This window comes from Syntrophomonas curvata (assembly GCF_052976825.1).
In genome coordinates this window covers 1,837,705-1,859,019 of record NZ_CM129641.1, presented here as the reverse complement: position 1 = coordinate 1,859,019, position 21,315 = coordinate 1,837,705, and the positions used below count along the sequence as shown (strand labels likewise).

Here is a 21,315-nt window from a genome sequence, read left to right as displayed (position 1 = left end):
TATGTCCTGGTTAAAGCAAAGCTGTATGAGGGGAGAGAGAAAAGTGAGATATGCCCGGGTCCTGGTCAATAGGCCGGCAAGATCTCTGGATAACTATTTTACTTATCATATACCCCAAAGGTTGAACGATGAAATAGAATTCGGCAAACGAGTGCTGGTGGAACTGGGGAGAAAAAAAGTAGAAGGATTCATAATTGATGAAGATGCCCCGGCGCCGGATATGGATACTAAACCTATTTTATCGGTATTGGATCGTGAAGCGGTGCTTAATCCGGATCTTTATGAACTGGCCCGCTGGCTGGCAGAAACCTGCATGTGTCCGCTATCCCTTGCCATCAACGCTATGATCCCACGCAAGCTCAGTAAAAAGAGCGGCCGGGTCGTGGTTGCGCAGATGGACGGGGAGAGCTGGTCCCAATACCTGGCCGGGGACAATGGCAATAATCATGCGGTATTGCTGGAAACCTTATTTGAACGTGGTGACATGGATTACCGGGAAGCTTTAAAATATGCTTCGGCTGATGAACTGGCGGTTTTGCATGAAAAAGGGCTGCTCCATATAAGCGGGGCTTACATCGATTACCGGAAAAGCAGGGATGAGCATACATATGTACTTGGCGATGCTTTCAATGAAAAACAATTAGAAATTTTAAAACGCAGGGCTCCCCGTCAGGCACAAGCAATGCAATTATTGCTGGAGCAGCAATCGGTCTCCAGCCGGCAGCTTGCTGAAATAGCTCCGGCTTCCAGCATCAAATCGCTCTTGAGCCGGGGATATATAAAGAGAGAACGATTGTGCCCAGTAAAAGAGGTCCGGGCGCCTCGCTTAAACCAGGAACAGAGGCAGGTGCTGGCCGCCATTGACCATGCCCTGGCTTTGGCCCCGGAACAGGAGATACTCCTTTACGGAGTTACCGGAAGCGGAAAAACCGAGGTATATATAAGAGCGGCCTTAAGCTGTATAGAGCGGGGCAGAAAAGTGATAATGCTCATACCTGAGATCGCATTGACCCGTCACCTGCTGGAACTGTTCACCGATCGCATACCGGAAATGGCCGTTCTGCACAGTAAAATGTCGCCCGGGGAAAGATATGAAGAATGGAAACGTATAAAAAACGGGCAGGTAAATCTGGTAATGGGTACCCGCTCAGCTATTTTTGCCCCCCTGGATAATATCGGCCTGATTATTATGGATGAAGAGCAGGAATATACTTATAAGCAGGAACAGCAGCCGCGTTATCATTCCCGTGATGTTGCCCGGGAGAGAGTGCGCAGGAGCGGGGCCCTTTTGCTGCTGGGAAGTGCTACTCCGGCGGTGGAAACCTATTACCGCTCTGAATGTGGTGAGAGCACCAGGTTGGATATATCAGGCCGCGCTGGCGATGCGACGTTGCCCCGGATATACATTGAAGACATGAGAAAGGCGGCTAGAAAAGCCGGGAGTCCCATTGTCTCCCCCTTACTGGAAGAAAAAATAAAAAACACCCTGGAGCGGAAGGAACAATCCATACTGTTCCTTAACCGCAGAGGCTTTTCCCCCTATACCATCTGCAGAAGCTGCGGGCATACTCTGGCCTGTCCTAATTGTTCCGTAGGGTTAAATTATCATAAAGACCAAAATACTTATCTATGTCATTACTGCGGCATAAATATTGATAAGCCGGAAGCGTGCCCGGCCTGCGGCAGCAGTTATATGCAACAAACGGGTTACGGCACCCAGAAGGTGGAAGAAGATGTCAGGTTACTGTTCCCTGGGGCTCGGATTGCCCGCTTGGATCTGGACAGTTCCAGCAACAAAGGGGTTCAGGACCGGATCCTGCAGGCCATGAAAAAAAATGAGATCGACATTCTGATCGGCACCCAGATGGTAGCCAAAGGGCTCGATTTTGCGGGGGTTTCCCTGGTAGGAGTGCTCGATGCCGACGGTATGCTGAATCTGCCTGATTTTCGCTCCGGGGAAAGGTGCTTTCAACTGATTGTTCAGGCAGCAGGCAGAGCAGGGCGTGGGGCTGTGGGCGGGGAAGTAGTAATTCAGACTTATAATCCTGATAACCAGCTGATTGCAGTAGCGGCCCGGCAGGATTACAATCAGTTTTACCGTGAAGAAATAAAATGGCGCCAGCTCCTCAACTACCCGCCGTTTAGCCATATATTACGTATAGTCAGCGTTTCTGCAGAAGAATCGCTTGCCCGCAGGCTGGCCGATATGATAATGTTATATATTAATGAAATAACCGACGCCCAGGAAGATAACATCATGGTTTTAGGCCCGGCGCCGTGTCCTTTGTACCGTATCCGGAACCGCATACGCTATCAGCTTATAGTTAAGTCGGAAAATATGTTATTATTAAATAGCATTGGCACTAATATTGCTAGTAAGGAATGGCATAAACAAGTGAGGCTGGAAATAGACCTCAATCCTTTGATCAGTATGTAAGGAGGACCTAAATGGCAGTATATCAGGTTTTAACCACTCCGAACGAAGTGCTGCGGACTAAAGCGGCGCCGATTAAGACTGTTAATGCCGGCGTAATAAGGCTTATGGATAACATGCGCGATACCCTCTATGCGTTTGATGGAGTAGGCCTTGCCGCCCCCCAGATAGGAGTCTCGAAACGGATTATAGTGGTTGACACCGGGGATAATCTTATTGAACTCATCAATCCGGAAATAGTGTCTCAGGAGGGGGAGCAGACCGGCAGCGAGGGTTGTCTCAGTATTCCGGGGACCGTAGGTTTAGTTAAACGCTATAACCAGGTTACGGTTAAAGGCCTTAACCGGGAAGGCAAAGAAATCTTCTATGAGGGAGAAAAGCTGCTGGCTCGGGCCCTGCAGCACGAAATAGACCATCTGGATGGAATCTTGTTTATAGACCGGGCCAGTGAAGTGAGAAAAGAGGATTCCGGTCGGAGGGACAGAGTTTGAACATAGTATTTATGGGAACTTCTGATTTTGCCGTTCCGTCCTTGGAGCGTTTAATAGCATCGCCTCACCACGTAGCAGGGGTAATAACCCAGCCTGACCGCGTAAGGGGCCGGGGTAAAAAGATAGGGTTTTCACCGGTAAAGGAAGTGGCTTTAAAACACGGTATTGCCGTCAGTCAGCCGGAGAAGATAAAGGCCGATTCCGCTATTGAGCAGGTTAAAGCCTGGCAGCCGGATATGATTGCGGTCGTATCCTATGGGCAGATAATTCCTCGCCGGCTTATTGATTATCCCCGGTATGGCTGTGTTAATGTCCATGCTTCCCTATTGCCCAGATATCGCGGGGCAGCTCCGATCCAACGGTCATTGATGAATGGGGAAAATCTAAGCGGAGTTACTACCATGTATATGGATGAAGGTCTGGATACCGGGGATATAATTTTGCAGCTGCCGGTTTCTATCGAGGACAGCTATGACCATGGTCAGCTCAAGGCGATACTGGCTGCCAAGGGGGCCGGCCTGCTGATGGAAACCATCGAGCAAATTGCCTGCGGCACTGCTCCCAGGTTAAGCCAGGATAATAACCAGGCTGACTATGCCCAGCGAATCAAGGCGGAGGATGAAATAATCGACTGGTCCCATCCTGCCGTTGCCATACACCACCAGATACGGGCTTTAAGTCCGACTCCCGGTGCATGGTTTTGGATGGACGGATATAAAGTGAAAGTTTTTAAAAGCCGGGTAACAGATGCCGTGGAAAGCGGGGTGGTTGCCCAGGTAGTGGCGCTTGACGGCGATGGTTTCAGGGTGCAGTGCGGCAAGGGGATATTGGAAATACTGGAAGTCCAAAAGGAAGGGAAAAAACGCATAGCGGCCCGCGATTTTCTGCGCGGCTATAAACTCAAGCCCGGTACCGTGCTTGCTCATCCGGAGGGATGATATTTGAACACCAAGAAAAGAATATACATAGGCCTTCTGGCAGCCAGTCTTATGATAATACTGCTTATAGCGATTCTAGTATATTATCTGATGAGCAACAAAGACATAATCCTCAGCCAAGTATTATTGATCAGTCTTACGGTAATGGCTGCTATTTTGTTTACGATATTGCTGTTCGGTATTATATCAATTGTAATAATTATAATCAGGGCGAGAACCATACCGTCCTTGGAAACCCTGGGCCAAAGGGTGAACGAACTGCTGTTTCCCCTGGCTTTGTTTACCGGCCGGCTGTTTGGTATCAGCCGAGAAAAAATACTGCAATCATATATAGCCGTAAATAACCATCTGGTAGGATTGAAGGAGCTTCGCCTCCAGGGGGATCAGATATTAATTCTCGCTCCCCACTGTTTGCAGGATGCAGAGTGTCCTCATAAGATAACCATGGATATAAGGAACTGTAAAGGCTGCGGAAAATGCGACATTGCCAGCCTAAAAAAACTGGCTGAAGACAATCACGCAGTACTGAGGGTGGCAACCGGCGGTACTCTGGCCCGCAAAGTTGTAATCGACACCCGGCCCCGGGGGGTGATAGCCATAGCCTGTGAAAGGGATTTATCGCTGGGGATTCATGATATGGGGAGCATACCCGTATTAGGGGTTTTGAATTGCCGCCCCAATGGCCCCTGTTTTAATACCGGGGTAAACCTGGAAGAGGTTGAAAACGCTCTGCTGAGCATTACGAAGGAGGATGGAAAAGATGCTTAGTTATTTGCTCTTTGTTTTACCGGCACTGATATTGTCAATTTATGCGCAGTTCAAGGTCAAATCCACGTTCAATCGCTTTTCCCAGGTGAGGTCAGCCCGCGGTATCAGCGGCGCTGAAGTAGCCAACACCTTATTGCGCAGAAACGGGATGAGCGCCAGCGTCAATGTTGAACCTGTAAGCGGCAGCCTTTCCGATCACTACGACCCGACCACCCGCAAAGTAAGGCTGTCGGAAACAGTTTATGGGAACAACTCCATTGCTGCCATTGGGGTAGCCGCTCACGAAGTAGGCCATGCCATTCAGCACCATCAGAGATATGGACCTTTGGAATTAAGGCATAAGATTGTTCCTGTAACCAATTTTGCCTCCAATGCCTCTTTCCCGATACTGTTGCTGGGTTTTTTCCTGCAAAGCGTCGACCTGATAATGGTAGGGGTACTGCTGTTTTCCGCTGTGGTTCTTTTTCACATAGTCACCCTGCCGGTGGAGTTAAACGCTTCCCGCCGAGCGGTAGTCCAATTGAGCGAATCGGGATTGATCAGCAGCGGCGAAGTGCCCATGGTAAAGAAGGTGCTGGGAGCGGCTGCTTTTACCTATCTGGCAGCAACATTGTCGGCTATTGCGACCCTGCTTTATTACCTGACCATGTTTGCCGGCGGTGATGAATAAACAGCGGGAGGATTTGCATGGGCAAGAAAGACACTGCCGGAGAGATTAATCCGACCAGAAATCTGGCAGTACAACTTGTATATGAGGTAACGGAAAATAAAGCCTTTGCTAATCTGGCATTAAACAAAGCCCTGCGCCGTTCCGGATTATCGGCTGCAGACCGGAGCCTGTTGACCGAGCTGGTTAATGGCACCGTACGCATGCTGAAGCACCTGGACTGGGTGTTAAATCTCTTTTTAAGACAAGAACTGGCCCGGCAGAACCCTTGGCTGAGAACCATATTGCGGGTTTCCGCCTACCAGATTCTGTTTATGAACCGGATTCCCCATTTTGCCCTGGTCAACGATGCGGTGGAAATCACACGCAAGCGTTGCAATGACGGGTTGGCCCGGGTGGCTAACGCTGTACTCCGCAACCTGATCAGACAAAGGAACGGTATAAAATATCCACCTGCAGACAGCCGGGAATACCTGGCTGTTTATTACTCCCATCCCCAGGAAATGGTGAGCTACCTGCTGGAACATTTTACCCGGGAAGAAACGGTCCGGATATTGTCTTATAACAACCGACCGGCCCGACTGGATCTAAGGGTGAACCGGCTTAAAACGGAGCGGGATCTGCTGCTCAAGGAACTGGAAAAAGAAGGCCTGGCGGGTCGGGCCAGCCCCAATCTGCCCCGGAGTATCAGAGTTGACTCGGTGGAAAGGCCGCTGGAAGAATTGCCGGCCTACAAAGAGGGCTGTTTTTATGTCCAGAACGAAGCCGCTATGCTGGCCGCCATTATTTTGAATCCGCAACCGGACGAAACCGTTCTTGACCTCTGCTGCGGGGTGGGGGGGAAGACCACCCATCTGGGCGAGTTAATGGGGAACAGCGGCTCGATCAGGGCCTATGACAGCTATGCCCGCAAGATAAACATTCTGAAAGAAAACTGTGCCCGGCTGGGTATTGACATAGTAGAGGCGCAAGCTCAGGATATAATGGCGATAGACTCCGGTATCAAGGGGCAGAAGATTTTGCTGGATGCACCCTGCTCCGGAACCGGGGTTCTGAACCGGCGCTCTGATGCCAGGTGGAACAAAGACCGCAGCCAAATGGAGATGCTTAACCGGATACAATATGCGTTGCTGACCAGAGCGGCTGCTTTACTAAACCCGGGAGGTCATTTACTCTATTCAACCTGCTCCATCCGCAGGGAGGAAAACGAAAGATTGATTGAGGCGTTTTTGGAGCAAGCTGATGATTTTGCTTTAGAAGGCTTTAACCAGCAATTATCATTTTTCCCGCTGGATGAATCGGATAAGGAGAAGGCAGCACGGGGGATGCTGACCCTTATACCGGGCAAGTACGATGTTGATGGTATGTTTTACGCTCTACTGAGGAGGAAATAAATTACCGGTCATGAACATGAAAGAAAAAACCGAACTTTTGGGTATGGGAATAAGCGAATTGGAAGAGTTTATGGCTGCCATTGGCGAACCTGGATTCCGCGGCCGCCAGATCTACAAATGGATTTATACCAAAGCGGTAAACTCTTTTTATGAAATGAGTGACTTATCCCGTGATTTGCGCAATCGCTTGGATGATATAGCCCAGGTATCGATTCCACGGGTATTGAAACAACGGGTAGCGACCGACGGCACCCGTAAATTTCTAATGGAGCTGGAGGATAAAAAACGCATAGAAAGTGTTGTCATTCCGCATAACCAGAAAAAGGACAGCAAATATACCTTGTGTATATCTACCCAAGTTGGCTGTCCGGTAGGTTGTGCATTCTGTGCTACGGGAAATTCCGGCTTCCAGCGCAACCTTAAGGCTTACGAAATGGTCGGGCAGGTTCTGGGTTCAGAGCGGGAATTGGGCAAAAGGCTCAAATCCAGGGAAGGCGGCCTGATAAGCAACGTGGTTTATATGGGGATGGGCGAGCCTATGTTAAACTACGATGAAGTAATAAAGTCTATCCGCATTCTGAATGACCCTAAAGGCATCAATATCGGTCAAAGACACATTACCGTCTCCACCTCCGGAGATATAAAGGGCATCAGCCGGCTGGCGCAGGAAAACCTGCAGGTTACGCTGGCGGTTTCATTACATGCCTGCAATAATGAACTGCGTGACCGGCTTGTACCCCTGAACCGTAGATATCCCCTGGAAAAGCTCCGCCTGGCTCTGGAACAGTATCAACGGCTTACCAATCGTCGGGTTACTTTTGAATATCTGCTGCTGCAAGGGGTGAATGACAGCGCGGAAGATGCGCGAAGTTTGGTTAAATTGGTTAAACCTTTACTAGTCAATATAAACCTAATTCCCTATAATGAAGTTGAGGGTTTGCCCTTCTCCAAGCCTTCTCCGGAAAGGGTTATCCAGTTTTATAATTATCTTGTCGAGGCGGGGGTTAATGTCACCGTCAGGGAAGAAAAAGGTGCGGATATTGAAGCTGCCTGCGGGCAGTTGCGGGCCGAATATAAGCGCTAGCGCAGATTGTCATTCTCAAAGGATTCAAGCGTTAAGCTTATTTATTGCAACTTAGTTATTCTAGTGTTAGAGGGGTCTATATGGAATTTGCTGTTATTTCGGATACGGGTCTGTTAAGAAAGCAGAATGAGGATCACTACCTGGCAATGGAGCCGTACGGCCTTTTTGCTGTTTGTGACGGCATGGGCGGACATAAAGGCGGAGAGATAGCCTCCAGGCTGGCGGTTGATTGTATAAGGCAATACATGGTAAACGAGGTCGGTGATAATGACATCGATAGCCCTATAGCGGTAATAAATTCTGCCATCCATAAAGCCAACCGTCTGATATGGTCGGAAGGCCAGGATAATCAGGAATGGCACGAAATGGGTACTACTATTACCGCTGCGCTGGTCGGGAAAAAACAGCTGTCCGTTGCCAATGTGGGTGACAGCAGCCTATATATATGCCGCAAGGGAGAACTGAAAAAGCTGACCCGCGACCATACCTTGGCCGAACAGATGGTCAGTGACGGACTGATCAAGCAGGAAGAAAAAAGAAACAGTGCCTATAATCATATACTGACCAGAGCCCTGGGTGTACAGCAGGAAGTACAGATAGACAACTTTGAATCCAGGTTATATACCGGTGATATTATTTTGCTGTGCAGCGACGGCCTGAGCGATATGCTGGATGAGAATGAAATTGCAGCTATACTGCAGCCCGACGGCAGCGTACAGAAAGTAGCCCGCCAACTCCTGGACGCTGCTCTGGGAAAAGGCGGGTTTGACAATATTACTATCATACTTCTGCGCATTAATTAGGAGGTAAGTAATTTGGAGGCAACGGTTTTAAGTGATCGTTACGAATTACTGGAGAAGATTGGCGAAGGCGGCATGTCTTATGTTTATAGGGCCCGCTGCCGGATATTGGATCGTATAGTTGCTATTAAAATATTAAAGGAAGAGTTTTCCGGTGATCTTGCTTTCGTGGGTAAATTTAAAACCGAGGCGATGGCCGCCGCTCGTCTCTCGCATCCCAATATAGTCAATATCTACGATGTAGGTCAGCACGATGATATATATTACATTGTTATGGAATATGTGGAAGGCAAGACCCTGAAACAGATCATTGCCGAACAGGCTCCGCTGGGAGTTGAACGGGCTGTTGACATAGCGGTAATGATCTGCGACGGTATCGGGCACGCCCATGAAAAAGGTATAATTCACCGGGATATCAAGCCTCATAACATACTTATTACCAAAAGCGGGATGGTAAAGGTAGCCGACTTTGGCATAGCCCAGGCAATAAGCAAAAAAACCATAACCTTCGGGGGCAATATAGTAGGTTCAGTTCACTATATATCACCTGAACAAGCCAAGGGGGAACCGATTTCTCCGGCTACCGATATATATTCCCTCGGATGTGTGCTATATGAAATGCTTACCGGTAAAATACCTTTCGATGCTGAGAGCCCGGTAACGGTCGCCCTTAAGCATATTCACGACGAAGCCGTTCCTCCCCGGCAGATTAACGACAAGGTTCCGGCGGGACTGGAGGCAATAATATGCCAGGCGATGGAAAAATTACCGGCCAGAAGATTTCAATCGGCGGAGCAGTTGCGTAACTCTCTTTTAAATATGGGCGGTGGTTATTCCAGCTACAAGGCGGGGAATCCTAGGAAAAGCGACACTATAGTAATGCCGCCGATTTCCGGCGAAGGGACGGATGGAAACTTGAAGAAGAGGAAAATGCGAAAAACCGGTGTTATCATAATTGCCATTGCATTATTGGGACTGTTCTCAGGCATGGTATTTATGGTGGGAGGAAATCTTTTCGGTAAGGAAGTCGTGGTTCCTGACCTCGTGGGCAAGAATATAAACGAAGCCAATGAAGAGCTGACTAGGATGAAATTGAGCCTGAGCGTGAAAGAGGAGAAGCAATTCAGCGATACCTATGAAAAGGATGAGGTAATGTACCAGGAGCCGGGTAAAGGGGAAAAAGTAAAAGAAGGCCGTAAAATATATGTCATCTTGAGCAAAGGCTCGGAAAAGATAGTAGTCCCCCAGGTCGAGAACCGGAAACTGAGCGAGGCGGAAATAATCTTACGCAATGAAGGTTTTGAGATTGGGAGCGTCGAGCCGATTTTTGACGATAAGTTCGAAGAAGGATATATTATTTCGCAAGATCCTGAAGGGGGAAGCAAGGTCCCTAAAAACAGCAAGATTAATCTCATGGTGAGCAAGGGTAAAACTCCAGCCAAGATAGCCATGCCTGATTTACTGGGCCGAACTCTGGAAGAGGCGCAGAAAATACTTCAGGATAGCAAACTCGTGCTGGGAGATACCAAAAGACAGGACAGCAACGAGTATTACAGCAATCAGGTTATGGAGCAGGATACCGCTGAAGGGGTCATGGTTGAGGAAGGAACCACGGTCAAACTGGTGATAAGCAAGGGGCCGGGTCCGCTGCCCCAGACCAGAGTGGTCGACTTTACCCTGCCTCAGGAAAGCGATTACTACAAAGTGGAAGTCATATTGCGTGACGCCAAAGGGGAAAGAAGGATTTATAATGAGTTCCATCAGGCAGGAGAGACAGTTAACATCGGGGTCAACTATTTTGGCAGCGCCAGTGTGGAAATACAGCTTAACGGCAAACCCTTTAGGGTCAAAAAATTATAAAGGGCTGGAGGAAGTGAATGAAGGATGAAAGGGTAGGAGGCCTGGTTCTAAAGAACTATGGCGGCTTCTACTATGTGCAGGATAGCCAAAAAGTAGTCTATGAGTGCAAACTGCGCGGAAAAGTAAAAAAACAGGTACTGAGCGGAGATAGAGTCCTCATTACCTCACTTGGCAACCAATGCGGGATACTGGAAAGTATTTTACCGCGTCGCAATGAATTAGTTCGTCCGCGGGTGGCTAATGCCGACCTTCTGCTTATTGTCATGGCTAATGACAAACCTGCGCCCAGCTTGGTTCTGCTGGACGGTTTGCTGGTAAACGCTTATTTTAATAATCTCATCCCTTATATTATCATCAATAAAAAAGATCTGCCGGAAGATTCCCGGGCCGCTATGATCGGACAATACTATCCCCGCAGCGGATTTAACGTTATTCGCACGTCGGTTCATACCGGATGTGGCATCGACGAACTGAGAGCGGTGATAAAGGAGCGTATTGCGGTTATGGCCGGTCCCTCAGGCAGCGGAAAATCGAGCCTTCTAAATAGCCTGGTGGCTGGTGCCGGTATCAGGACCCAGGAGGTCAGCAACAAGATTGGCAGGGGAAGGCATACCACCAGGCATGTAGAACTGTACCCCCTGGGCAGTGGGGGATGGATTGCTGACACGCCGGGATTCAGTGTCTTGAATACACCTGACATGGAGAGCCACAGACTGGCTGACTATTATCCGGATTTCCAGAACTATACCTGCGGATGCAAATTCGGGGATTGTCTGCACTACCGGGAAACTGACTGCGGCGTAAAAGACGCCGTTACCGATGGGCGTGTAGCTCAGTTCCGATATCAGAACTATATAGCTATACTGGAAAAGTTAATTCAAAATGAGAGGTGCTACAGTTGACTTTAATTGCCCCGTCTATCCTTTCCGCTAATTTTGCCCGGCTGGGGGCAGAGATCAAGACAGTCGAAAAGGCGGGTGCCGATTGGCTGCATATCGACGTAATGGATGGCCATTTTGTACCTAATATTACTATCGGCCCCCAGGTGGTGGCAGATATCCGGCCGGAGAGCAGCCTGCTGCTGGATGTGCATCTGATGATAGAACATCCGGAGATATTAATACCCGAGTTTGCCAAAGCCGGTGCGGATATTGTAACGGTTCACGCCGAAGCCTGCACCCATCTGCATCGGGTAGTTCATCAGATCAAAGAATTGGGGGTTAAGGCTGGAGTAGCATTAAATCCGGCTACATCATTAACCTGGGTGGAAGATGTCATAAGTGACATAGACCTTCTGCTCCTAATGACTGTTAATCCAGGTTTTGGAGGACAGAAATTTATTCCCTCGACTATAAAAAAGATTTATCGCGCCCGGCAACTGCTGGACGAAAACAGGCATTCGGCTTACCTGCAGGTGGATGGGGGAATAAACGCAGAAAGTGCTGAAGACGTGGTAAATGCGGGAGCCGAAGTGCTTGTAGCCGGCTCCTATATATTCAAATCGGGCGTCCCCGAAGCTGCAGTTGCAACCCTGAAGGGCATCGGCGCCGGTCTTGACCGATAGCGCGACTAGTGCTACTATAATAAAAAATCAATAAGGTTTTAGCTTTCTTCGGGGGATGGGTGAAATTCCCTATCGGCGGTAGAGCCCGCAAGCCGTAAAGGCATGATCCGGTGAAACTCCGGGGCCGACAGTAAAAGTCTGGATGGGAGAAGATAAGCTGTAATGTACTGTGCTATTATACAGTATATTGCTGCCGTTCGCCCTAACCCGATAACTTATCGGGTTATTTCATTTTTATCGGGGTAGGAAATTTACTATGAATAACGTTCGAGACATAAAGTACATGCAAAGAGCCTTGGATCTTGCCGCCCGGGCCCAGGGCAGAACCAGTCCCAACCCGATGGTAGGCGCCGTAGTAGTAAAAGGCGATGAGATCATAGGTGAAGGCTACCACCACAAGGCCGGTACCGCCCACGCTGAAGTCATTGCCCTCAATGCGGCAGGAGAAGATGCCAGAGGTGCAACGTTATATGTAACCCTGGAGCCCTGCAGCCATTATGGGAGAACTCCACCCTGTGCCGACGCTGTTGCAGCGGCAGGAATCAAAAGAGCGGTAATTGCTTGCTTGGACCCTAACCCGCTGGTTTCCGGGAAGGGGTTAAAGATTATGGAGGAAGCAGGCATTGAAACCATCAACGGGGTGCTGCAGGAACCAGCCGAGCGGCTGAATGAAGCGTTTTTTAAATATATCCGGTTTAAAACGCCTTTTATTATCCTTAAAGTGGCCATGACCCTGGATGGTAAAATTGCTACCGGCGCCGGTGATTCCCGCTGGATTAGTTCAGAGGCATCACGTCATTACGTGCATCAATTGCGCAACACCTGTGATGCAATCATGGTTGGCATAGGTACGGTCTTAAAGGACGACCCCATGCTCAACACCCGGTTGGATGAACCAGATGCCAAAGACCCTGTCCGGGTTATAATCGACAGCCGGCTGGATTTGCCTTTGCAGAGCAAAATTGTCAGGAGTGCCAAAGAGCAGCGAACTATTGTATTCTGCCACCAGCAGGCTGATCGGGATAAAACGGAACTGCTGAAGCAAAACTCCATAGAAATAATTCCGATAGCAGGGAACAGGGAAAAACTCTGCCTGGAAGAAGCCTTTAAGGCATTGGGGGAAATAGGTATTATGAGCCTCCTGGCGGAAGGTGGAGGCGAAATCAACGGTTATCTGGTTGAAAAAGGCCTGATTGACAAACTGTATTGCTTTATAGCCCCCAAATTGGTGGGCGGCAGGGAAGCCCCCACTCCGGTGGGGGGGAAAGGGATACCGGTACTGAATAATGCCTTGCCCGTAAAATCAATGGAGATTACGCGCCTTGAAGACGACATCCTGATTACCGGCTATCTTTAAATAGAAAATTGTTGTTAGCGATCTGCTGGCGGTCAACATTTATAAAACAGAAGGTGATATTATCTTTACCGGAATAGTTGAAGAAATGGGAAGCGTGAAGGGCGTCAAGCGTGGTGCGCGGTCTTTTCAAATCAGTGTAAACGCCCGGCGGGTTCTGGATGATGTTAAACTGGGCGACAGTATCGCGGTTAATGGGGTATGCCTGACCGTAACCGCTTACGACGGGCAACATTTCACCGCCGACGTTATGCCGGAGACCATGGACAAAACCGCTTTGAAGCATCTGAAAGCCGGTGAACCCGTCAATCTGGAACGGGCTTTAAGGTTGGGCGACCGTATGGGCGGCCATATTGTACAGGGGCACGTTGATGCCGTGGGAGCGATAAAGGGTAAGGAAAAAAGAGATATTGCCATAGTTTACGCCATCAAGGCGCCGGTGGAAGTATTACGCTACACTGTACCCAAAGGTTCGATTACCGTTGATGGTGTCAGTCTGACCGTTATAGATGTTCTGGCCGACAGCTTTACTGTTTCTTTAATACCCCACACTGCCGGACAGACCGTATTGGGTTTAAAAGAGCCCGGTGATTATGTCAACCTGGAAAGCGATATTCTGGGGAGGTATATAGAAAAACTGTTAAAGACTGATGGCGCCGGCGCAAAAAGCAATCTTGATATGGGTTTCCTGGCCGAAAATGGATTCATATAGGGAGGTAGTTGCAATGTTTAATACTATTGAAGAAGCAATTAAAGACATCCAGAAAGGCAAAATGATAATCATAGTAGATGATGAAGACCGGGAAAATGAAGGGGATGTGGTAGTAGCAGCAGAAAAGGCTAATCCTGAGATTATAAACTTTATGGCTACCCATGCCAAAGGCCTTATATGTATGCCTATGACCGGTGAAAGACTCGACCAGCTCGAAATTCAGCCCATGGTACAGAAAAATACCGACAATCATGAAACCGCTTTTACGGTATCGGTTGACCATAAATCGACCAGCACCGGGATTTCAGCCTTTGAGCGGGCGGCTACGGTAGCTGCTCTGATAGCCCCAACCAGCGAACCGGCCGATTTCAGGCGGCCCGGGCATATCTTCCCCCTGCGCTACAAGGAAGGGGGAGTTCTAAGGAGAACCGGCCATACTGAGGGCTCGATAGACCTGGCCAAGCTGGCCGGACTGTATCCGGCGTCGGTAATCTGTGAAATCATGAATGAAGACGGCTCCATGGCCCGGGTTCCCCAACTGATGGAGTTTGCCGACAAACATGGGATCAAGATTATAACCATTGCCGACCTTATTGAGTATCGGCGCCGTGCTGAAAAACTGGTGGTCCGGGTGGACGATGCCCGCTTGCCCACTATGTATGGAGACTTCACGGCCGTGGCCTATGAATCCATGTTGGATGGCAAAGGGCACATAGCCCTGGTAAAAGGGGTATGGGAGCCGGACGAACCTATTCTGGTACGGGTGCATTCCGAATGCCTTACCGGTGATGTTTTCGGCTCCAGTCGCTGTGACTGCGGTGAACAACTGGCCGCTGCCATGAGCATGATTGAAAAGGAAGGTAAGGGAGTCCTCCTCTACATGCGCCAGGAAGGCAGAGGTATCGGCCTGGTTAACAAGATCAGAGCCTATAAGCTGCAAGACAACGGGCGGGATACGGTGGAAGCCAATATCGAGCTGGGCTTTCCGGCCGATTTGCGGGATTACGGGATAGGCGCCCAGATACTGGTTGACCTCGGGATCAAGAAAATGCGGCTGATGACCAATAACCCGAAAAAAATCCGGGGACTGGAAGGCTACGGACTGGAAGTGACGGAAAGGGTGCCTATTGAGATAGACAGCAAGGCTGAAAACCGCAGATATTTAACCACCAAAAAGGAAAAAATGGGGCATTTGCTGGCTCATTTATAATCAATACGGGTTGAATTATTTATGGAGGTGCAGATAATGAGTAAAGTATATGAAGGCAAGCTATTAGGAGACAATCAACGGTTTGCCATAGTTGTTTCGCGTTTCAATGAGTTTATAACCCATAAGCTGCTATCCGGCTGTATCGATACCCTTACCCGTCATAACGTAAACCCCGATAACATTGAAGTAGCCTGGGTGCCAGGGGCTTTTGAAATGCCCCTGGCAGCTCAGAAAATGACTGCCCGGGGTCATGATGCCGTCATCTGTCTGGGCGCCGTAATCCGTGGTGCAACTCCCCATTTTGAATATGTCTCGGCTGAGGTGACCAAGGGGATTGCCCAGGTGGGTTTAAGCAGCGGAATACCTGTTGTTTACGGAGTGATAACGGCCGATACCATAGAGCAGGCGATTGAAAGAGCCGGCACCAAGGCTGGCAACAAGGGGACGGATGCAGCCCTGACCGCAATCGAAATGGTAAACCTCTTAAGACAGCTGGACAACAAATAGATGCAGATGCGGGAAATAGCCTGAAAAAATTTAAAATAGCTGCCTGTTATGCCAGGCAGCTATTTTAGTATGGCCGTTATTAGAATGCAAGTACGCAGGCGGGATAATTGTCTTTCAGGAATTTGGCTATTTCCTCACTCTGCAGGGCTTTACCCAGTTTTCCGATGCGGGGATCATTCTTGTCTTCCGGTCTTACCACCAGGATATTGGCAAAAGGAGAATCTCCTGGCTCTACAAACAATGCTCCCATGGGATCGAGACCGGCATCCAGAGCATAGTTGGTGTTAATGCAGCAGACAGCAGCATCTTCAAGCACCCGGGGAAGGGTGGCGGCATCGGCCATGGTTATTTTCAACTCTTTTGGATTTTCCAGAATATCCTGCTGGGTAGCGGTAACACCGGCACCTTCCTTTAGTTTAATCAGGCCGGCTGACTGCAGTACCATCAATGCCCGTCCACTGTTGCTGGGGTCGTTGGGGATACCTACTTGAGCCTTATTGGGGAGTTTATCCAGACTGTCCAATTTCTTGGAATAAATACGCATGGGTTCGGTGTGTATCTTAACCGTCCAGGTTAAATCAGAACCAGTTTCTTTATTGTAATCCTCCAGATAGGGTATGTGCTGGAAGAAGTTGGCATCGATCTGTCCGTCTTTTAAGGCCGGGTTAAGCTGAGAGTATTCGGTAAAGTCCTTAATAACCATATCTACTCCCTGCTCCGCCAGTTTGGTTTTCACCATCTTGAGCATAGCCGTATGCGGTTCGCCGATAGCCCCCACCACCAGTTTATCAGCAGCAGCTTTATCGCCATTTTGAGCCGGCGCTTTGGTCTGTTCCTTACCGCACCCCGCGGCCAGGCCCAGGGCCAGAATTAAGCATGATATCAAAATCAGGGAAAAAATCTTCTTCATCTATACTACCTCCTTTTAGCAACTACTCGGTTTGATAGCCTGGTACCCAGCATTTGAATCAGCTGGACCAGTATAATAAGTACAATAACGGTTATCCACATAACCCCGGTCTTGTAACGCATGAAACCATGATAATAAGCCAGGGTCCCCAATCCACCTCCTCCCAGTACTCCTGCCATGGCGGAATACCCTACCAGATTAATGGCAGTTATGGCTACCCCCAGGACGACAGACGGAATTGCCTCGGGGATAAGAACCTTGCGGATAATCTGCCAGGTGTTGGCTCCCATGGACAGGGCAGCTTCTATTAAACCCCAATCAATCTCTTTCAGAGAGGTTTCAACCAGCCGGGCAACAAAAGGAATAGCGGCAATCGACAGAGGTACGATGGAGGCAACGGTGCCGATGGACGTTCCCACAATAATCCGGGTCAGGGGTATAACCAGAATAAGCAGGATAATAAAGGGAATGGAACGAAATGCGTTTACTATAGTTCCCAATGTCTCATTCAGTCTTTGATTTTCCAGGATATGTCCCTTCTCCGTGGTAACCAAAATAACAGCTAGAGGCAGGCCAACAATATAGCTGACCGCCGTGGAGATCAGCACCATGTATATGGTCTCCCAGGTAGCAAGCAGCAATGCTCCCGGTACCCAGGCATTCTCCCCCAGAGTTGAATCCAAAAATGCATTTATATCAACGACCATAATAGCCTCAATCATTTTGCAACACCTCAATTTCCAAACCATTTTGCTTCAAGAAATCCATAGCCTGGTTGACGAGCTCCTGGGCTCCGATTAATTCCAGGGTAAGGTTGCCAAAAGGAGTGTCCTTGACCCGGTCTATATTACCATAAAGGATATTGGCCTTGATATTAAATTTCTGCAGCATAGCAGACATCACCGGTTCACCGGCTGAAGCCCCGATAAAAGATACCCGGATAAGCCGGCTGACGGTCTGACCGTTGTCGATAAAGGAACGATGGAGGATTTCTTCGGGTATCTCTTTATTGATAATGGTATTGATGAAACTTCGCGATGTGGGGGTGCCGGGATTGGAAAAGATGCTCAGGACATCTCCCACTTCCACGATCCTGCTATTATCGATTACTGCCACCCGGTCACAGGCTTCTTTAATAACATTCATATCGTGGGTTATGAGCAGGATGGTAAGCCCCAGCTGACGATTGATGTCCTTCAGCAGCTTCAGTATGGAACGGGTAGTCTGGGGATCCAGAGCTGAAGTGGCTTCATCCGATAATAAAAGAATAGGATCATTGGCCAGGGCACGAGCTATCCCTACCCGTTGTTTTTGTCCGCCGCTGAGCTGTTCCGGGTAAACCCGGGCTTTGTCCGCCAGGCCGACCAGCTCCAGCAGTTCTTTTACCTTTTTACGGGCTTCTTCCTGGGAAACGCCGGCAATTTCCAGGGGGAACATGATATTGTCAAAAACGTTACGGGAGGAAAGAAGATTAAAATGTTGAAATATCATGCCGATTTTCTGCCGCAGCAGGCGCAGTTCCTGCCGGTTCATAGCGGTCACATCACGGCCGTCAATAAGAATGGCGCCTGCGGTAGGTTCCTCCAATTTGTTAATGCAGCGAATGAGAGTACTCTTTCCGGCACCGCTCAGACCGATGATACCAAAAATTTCACCTTTCTTAACCGACAGGGTGACATCTTTCAGGGCTAGAACTTCATTGCCGCCTCCACTATATACTTTGCTAAGGTTACTGATTTGAATCAAGTTAACTGGCCTCCCTGTATAAAATAAAAAGCCTCTTTGTCCGGTACAAAGAGGCAAGATAATCCTGTTTATCTTCCTCTTATCTGCCAGATAAAATATCTGCAGGAATTAGCACCTCGCCCTGAAGGCAGGTTGCCGGGCTTCATCGGGCCAGTCCCTCAGCCGCTCTGGATAAGAGATATTAGACTAAACTAGAGATATTTTACACCCCCGCTCTAATAAGGTCAACCGCAGCAGGAGCGTAAAAACAGGCTACTGTACTTCTCTTTGTATTATTATGCGATCAACTTTATTATGGCGGATTTTAAAGGTCACGCTGTTTTCCCGGTTTTTTCCGTAAACCATATCAAAATAATTACTGCCGTCGGTATTTTTGATCAAGGTGTAGTCTTTGCCATACTGGGCTTCGACCAGCTTATAGTCGTCCCCGGCAGCCGCTCCCCGGGGACTTGGCAGTTCCGGACCGTCTATATGCAATTTAATCAATATATTTTCGTCTTCGCTGAAGGTCAGCAGGCAATCGGGATTGTCGGGTCTGAATATAGTACTCATACCCAGGCTTTTTCCCCGGGGGTATATCCGGACGGCCTCATCCCAGGTGGATCTGCCTAAGGTCAATATCCCATTCCCGGTATTAACTTTATAATCCTCTTCCGATAGCAAGGTGTCCCGCTCAGGACAGATTATCTCCACCCGGGGATGGCGGCCGGATACATAAAAGCCAAAAGCAAAAACTATAAGAACAATTGCAATAACACAAACAGTGCCCTTTTTAGCCACCTTCACCCTTCTCCCGCAGTTAATTGCACTCTTCTTTATTGTAGTGTTTAAAGTGCAGACATGCAATTAGTGCAGATGTAAAAGTAAGTTTATCGTCGATTCTGGTAAGTATTATAATAAGTGTGCCGGGAGCTGTCGGGTTTGCTTGAAGCTGATGCATAACAGGGATTTCCGGCTGCCAGAATGGAGGTGCAAATGGAGGGGCAAATTTTTTGGGGGGACAAGCGTTACCATAGTCTTAATTACCACCTGCAGCATAAATTGGGAGGGAAGGTTTTTAAGATACCGCTGGATGCCGGCTTCACATGTCCCAATCGGGACGGCAGGCTGTCCCGCAACGGCTGTTTATTTTGCAGCGCCCAAGGGTCGGGAGATTTTGCCGGGCGGCGAGGGCAGCAGTTGACGGAGCAGTTTAACGAGGTTAAACCGGCAATGCATGCCAAATGGCCCCGGGGTAAGTATATTGCCTACTTTCAAGCCTTTACCAATACCTATGCGCCGGTAGAGCGGTTACGGGATTTATACTATAGCGCCCTGGGGCAGGAGGGGGTAGTGGGGTTGGCTATAGCCACCCGTCCTGATTGTCTGCCGGATGCAGTCCTGGATTTGCTGCAGGAAATAAATGAGAAGACCTATCTTTGGGTGGAACTGGGGCTGCAGTCGATTCATGCCCGGAGTATGCAAATGCTAAACCTTCAGTACACTTATAAAGATTTTTGCAAGGCTCTGCTGCGGTTGCAGCGGCGGGGGATAGAAACCTGTGCCCACATTATACTTGGGCTCCCTTATGAGAGCGAGCCCGAAATGACGATGACCGGAAGAACCATTGCCGACTTGCCCCTGCAGGGAGTGAAGCTTCACCTGCTGCATATTATGAAGGGGACCCCGCTGGCTGCTATTTATCAGCAGAATCCTTTCCCGGTCATGGAAAAGGAACAATATATTGATCTGGTGGTCGATATTTTGGAAATTCTTCCCCCGGAAATGATAATCCATCGCCTTACCGGGGACAGTCCCAGAGCTTTGCTGATAGCACCCCAGTGGAGCCTGAAGAAGTGGGAAGTGCTCAATGGCATAGACCATTGCCTGCAGGAACGCAATACCTGGCAGGGAAAATATTACATCGGCAATAAAAGCACTAAAAACCGGTAGCCATGTTACATACATTTTTCTCAAATGTCCTTGACAGCGGTAATAAACATATATATAATAATTCTTGCTGAGAGCAATAAACCTAGAAAATGCGGTAGTGGCGGAATCGGCAGACGCGCTAGATTCAGGTTCTAGTCTGTGTACGCAGGTGGAGGTTCAAGTCCTCTCTACCGCACCATAGTTAACGACAGGGAGTTTAAAAGAACTCCCTTTTTCAATTTCTGCCCATCTTAACCGAGGTTTCATGGCTCTGGGCAACAGGTATTCAATCATGGTACAATACCCTATATCTTGAATAATATTAGGAGGGTGCATGATGGGAAAGTATAAGCTGAGCCGTGAGGATTCGGTATTAGTCATTATTGACTTGCAGGAAAAGCTTATGAGTGCCATGAAGGATAAAGATAAGGTATATAAAAACACCAATCTTCTGCTCAGTACGGCCAGGGAGTTTGGCATACCGGTAGTATTGAGTGAGCAGTATCCCCGCGGTCTGGGGCCAACAGTTGCTGAAATCAAAGAAAATTTACCCCAAGATTATATTTACCTGGAAAAGCAGAGTTTTTCTTTGTGCGGGGCGGGCATGTATGAGATAATGACCAGGCTGCAGAAAAAATCGGTCATGGTCTGCGGCAGCGAAACCCACATTTGCGTTTTTCAAACCGCCAGGGACCTGGTGGAAGCAGGTTATGATGTTCATCTGGTCAGGGATGCGGTGTGTTCCCGCTTTGACGAAAATTATAACAACAGTCTGGCCCTGATGGCGGAGCTGGGAGCTGTGGTTACCAATACGGAGACGGTTGTGTTTGATTTACTGGAGTGTGCAGGAACGCCGCATTTTAAGGCCATATCACCTTTAATAAAATAGATAGCCAATCCCCGGCCATATCCCTTATAATAAATATTAGCAGAGATGTAAAATAGTACCGGGCGGAACCCGGGAT

At 48.8% G+C, this 21,315-nt stretch carries 21 protein-coding genes, 1 tRNA gene and 2 riboswitches; of the genes, 18 read left to right on the top strand and 4 right to left on the bottom strand.

Annotated features, from left to right (window positions below):
- Positions 1–43 precede the first annotated feature (43 nt).
- From priA to ribH, 15 genes are all read left to right on the top strand, one after another.
- Entirely contained in the window at positions 44–2,437 is a 2,394-nt protein-coding gene (priA, locus tag ACU70B_RS08255; RefSeq protein WP_447183091.1) for a replication restart helicase PriA, read from the top strand.
- Between the two features lie 11 nt (positions 2,438–2,448).
- A complete protein-coding gene (gene def / locus ACU70B_RS08250; protein WP_447183090.1) occupies positions 2,449–2,925 on the top strand; it encodes a peptide deformylase in 477 nt (158 codons plus the stop codon).
- A complete protein-coding gene (gene fmt / locus ACU70B_RS08245; protein WP_447183089.1) occupies positions 2,922–3,863 on the top strand; it encodes a methionyl-tRNA formyltransferase in 942 nt (313 codons plus the stop codon). The genes def and fmt overlap by 4 nt, the downstream gene beginning before the upstream one ends.
- Before the next feature lie 3 nt (positions 3,864–3,866).
- Positions 3,867–4,631 (top strand): DUF116 domain-containing protein, encoded by a 765-nt coding sequence (locus tag ACU70B_RS08240; RefSeq protein WP_447183088.1) that lies wholly within the window; start codon positions 3,867–3,869, stop codon positions 4,629–4,631.
- A complete protein-coding gene (locus tag ACU70B_RS08235) occupies positions 4,624–5,301 on the top strand; it encodes a zinc metallopeptidase (RefSeq protein WP_447183087.1) in 678 nt (225 codons plus the stop codon). Before ACU70B_RS08240 ends, ACU70B_RS08235 begins: the two co-directional genes overlap by 8 nt.
- Before the next feature lie 17 nt (positions 5,302–5,318).
- A complete protein-coding gene (gene rsmB / locus ACU70B_RS08230; protein WP_447183086.1) occupies positions 5,319–6,692 on the top strand; it encodes a 16S rRNA (cytosine(967)-C(5))-methyltransferase RsmB in 1,374 nt (457 codons plus the stop codon).
- A gap of 16 nt (positions 6,693–6,708) precedes the next feature.
- Entirely contained in the window at positions 6,709–7,776 is a 1,068-nt protein-coding gene (gene rlmN / locus ACU70B_RS08225) for a dual-specificity RNA methyltransferase RlmN (protein WP_447183085.1), read from the top strand.
- Between the two features lie 80 nt (positions 7,777–7,856).
- A complete protein-coding gene (locus ACU70B_RS08220; protein ID WP_447183084.1) occupies positions 7,857–8,579 on the top strand; it encodes a Stp1/IreP family PP2C-type Ser/Thr phosphatase in 723 nt (240 codons plus the stop codon).
- Positions 8,580–8,591: 12 nt separating this feature from the next.
- On the top strand, positions 8,592–10,436 hold the full coding sequence (gene pknB / locus ACU70B_RS08215) for a Stk1 family PASTA domain-containing Ser/Thr kinase (protein ID WP_447183083.1): 1,845 nt from the start codon (positions 8,592–8,594) through the stop codon (positions 10,434–10,436).
- 17 nt (positions 10,437–10,453) lie between these two features.
- A complete protein-coding gene (gene rsgA, locus ACU70B_RS08210) occupies positions 10,454–11,338 on the top strand; it encodes a ribosome small subunit-dependent GTPase A (RefSeq protein WP_447183082.1) in 885 nt (294 codons plus the stop codon).
- Complete coding sequence (gene rpe, locus ACU70B_RS08205) at positions 11,335–12,000, top strand: ribulose-phosphate 3-epimerase (RefSeq protein ID WP_447183081.1); 666 nt, start codon at positions 11,335–11,337, stop codon at positions 11,998–12,000. The genes rsgA and rpe overlap by 4 nt, the downstream gene beginning before the upstream one ends.
- A gap of 40 nt (positions 12,001–12,040) precedes the next feature.
- Positions 12,041–12,158: riboswitch (FMN riboswitch) on the top strand.
- A 98-nt stretch (positions 12,159–12,256) separates the two neighbouring features.
- Entirely contained in the window at positions 12,257–13,357 is a 1,101-nt protein-coding gene (gene ribD, locus ACU70B_RS08200; RefSeq protein WP_447183080.1) for a bifunctional diaminohydroxyphosphoribosylaminopyrimidine deaminase/5-amino-6-(5-phosphoribosylamino)uracil reductase RibD, read from the top strand.
- Positions 13,358–13,364: 7 nt separating this feature from the next.
- On the top strand, positions 13,365–14,066 hold the full coding sequence (locus ACU70B_RS08195) for a riboflavin synthase (protein WP_514393154.1): 702 nt from the start codon (positions 13,365–13,367) through the stop codon (positions 14,064–14,066).
- Positions 14,067–14,079: 13 nt separating this feature from the next.
- Positions 14,080–15,276, top strand: a complete 1,197-nt coding sequence (locus ACU70B_RS08190; protein WP_447183079.1) for a bifunctional 3,4-dihydroxy-2-butanone-4-phosphate synthase/GTP cyclohydrolase II — start codon at positions 14,080–14,082, stop codon at positions 15,274–15,276.
- Positions 15,277–15,312: 36 nt separating this feature from the next.
- The gene (gene ribH, locus ACU70B_RS08185) at positions 15,313–15,783 is read left to right on the top strand and encodes a 6,7-dimethyl-8-ribityllumazine synthase (protein ID WP_447183078.1); all 471 of its coding nucleotides are present in this window, start codon (positions 15,313–15,315) and stop codon (positions 15,781–15,783) included.
- Positions 15,784–15,862: 79 nt separating this feature from the next.
- Here the strand turns inward: ribH and ACU70B_RS08180 are convergent, their stop codons facing one another.
- From ACU70B_RS08180 to ACU70B_RS08165, 4 genes are all read right to left on the bottom strand, one after another.
- On the bottom strand, positions 15,863–16,693 hold the full coding sequence (locus tag ACU70B_RS08180) for a MetQ/NlpA family ABC transporter substrate-binding protein (protein WP_447183077.1): 831 nt from the start codon (positions 16,691–16,693) through the stop codon (positions 15,863–15,865).
- A gap of 5 nt (positions 16,694–16,698) precedes the next feature.
- Complete coding sequence (locus ACU70B_RS08175) at positions 16,699–17,412, bottom strand: methionine ABC transporter permease (protein ID WP_447185732.1); 714 nt, start codon at positions 17,410–17,412, stop codon at positions 16,699–16,701.
- Positions 17,408–18,439, bottom strand: a complete 1,032-nt coding sequence (locus ACU70B_RS08170) for a methionine ABC transporter ATP-binding protein (RefSeq protein WP_447183076.1) — start codon at positions 18,437–18,439, stop codon at positions 17,408–17,410. The genes ACU70B_RS08175 and ACU70B_RS08170 overlap by 5 nt, the downstream gene beginning before the upstream one ends.
- Before the next feature lie 76 nt (positions 18,440–18,515).
- A riboswitch (SAM riboswitch) is annotated at positions 18,516–18,617 on the bottom strand.
- A 74-nt stretch (positions 18,618–18,691) separates the two neighbouring features.
- Positions 18,692–19,219 (bottom strand): hypothetical protein, encoded by a 528-nt coding sequence (locus ACU70B_RS08165; protein WP_447183075.1) that lies wholly within the window; start codon positions 19,217–19,219, stop codon positions 18,692–18,694.
- Between the two features lie 195 nt (positions 19,220–19,414).
- Here ACU70B_RS08165 and mnmL point away from each other — a divergent pair, with 195 nt between their 5' ends.
- The 3 genes from mnmL (at position 19,415) to ACU70B_RS08150 (ending at position 21,239) form a co-directional block, all read left to right on the top strand.
- Positions 19,415–20,371 (top strand): tRNA modification radical SAM protein MnmL/YtqA, encoded by a 957-nt coding sequence (gene mnmL / locus ACU70B_RS08160; protein WP_447183074.1) that lies wholly within the window; start codon positions 19,415–19,417, stop codon positions 20,369–20,371.
- A gap of 91 nt (positions 20,372–20,462) precedes the next feature.
- Positions 20,463–20,549, top strand: a tRNA-Leu gene (locus ACU70B_RS08155).
- A gap of 135 nt (positions 20,550–20,684) precedes the next feature.
- Entirely contained in the window at positions 20,685–21,239 is a 555-nt protein-coding gene (locus ACU70B_RS08150; protein WP_447183073.1) for a hydrolase, read from the top strand.
- The last annotated feature ends 76 nt before the right edge of the window (positions 21,240–21,315 follow it).